1 pseudogene and 1 CRISPR repeat array are annotated in these 657 nt (G+C 64.2%); the pseudogene reads right to left on the bottom strand.

From position 1 onward, the window contains the following. A pseudogene (locus BMX43_RS09955) lies at positions 1-233 on the bottom strand (HTH domain-containing protein); the annotation flags it as partial. Between the two features lie 149 nt (positions 234-382). Next, a CRISPR array of direct repeats spans positions 383-656; the repeat unit is 29 nt; unit sequence GGCTCCCCCGCACACGCGGGGATAGACCC. Between the last annotated feature and the right edge of the window lies 1 nt (position 657).

Here is a 657-nt window from a genome sequence, read left to right as displayed (position 1 = left end):
GTCCGCCGCTGCTTGCGCGACTTCCCGGCCTCGGTCTTCAGCCAGCCCGACAGTTTGGCCGCAAAGGGGTCAAGTTTGCTCGGTCGCTCGGCAACCTTGAACTCAAGCTCAACCGCCCCAGACCGCAAATACTTCCTGATGGTGTTGCGCGACAACTTCGTCCGCCGCGCGATCTCCCGAATGGACAGATGCTCCCGCAATGCCCAACGCCGAATAATACTCAAAAAGGCCATGCCGATCACTCCAATGTCCCCTGCTGCCAGCAGCCAAGGGGAAGGTGTCACATGGGTCAGTTCTCAATGAAAATTACGCCGCTACCCGGGTCACTTCTGGGTGGAAATCAACAATCATGCTTTGAGTGCTTCAAGGCGGACATGGGACAGGCTCCCCCGCACACGCGGGGATAGACCCGGGTGATCCTGCTCGGGGTGACCGCCAAGGCCGGCTCCCCCGCACACGCGGGGATAGACCCGGATGCCCCAGCCGGTCATCGCGCGGCAGCCCGGCTCCCCCGCACACGCGGGGATAGACCCCGCCTGTTCGGCATGTCCGAGGCAGATGCGCGGGCTCCCCCGCACACGCGGGGATAGACCCAGGTGCGCCACGCGCCCGTTGATGGACGTGTCAGGCTCCCCCGCACACGCGGGGATAGACCCC

The sequence above is a fragment of the Gemmobacter aquatilis genome (genome assembly GCF_900110025.1).
Taxonomy (GTDB): domain Bacteria; phylum Pseudomonadota; class Alphaproteobacteria; order Rhodobacterales; family Rhodobacteraceae; genus Gemmobacter; species Gemmobacter aquatilis.
The sequence above is the reverse complement of the archived record's forward strand: the minus strand, read 5'-3'. Positions and strand labels throughout refer to the sequence as shown.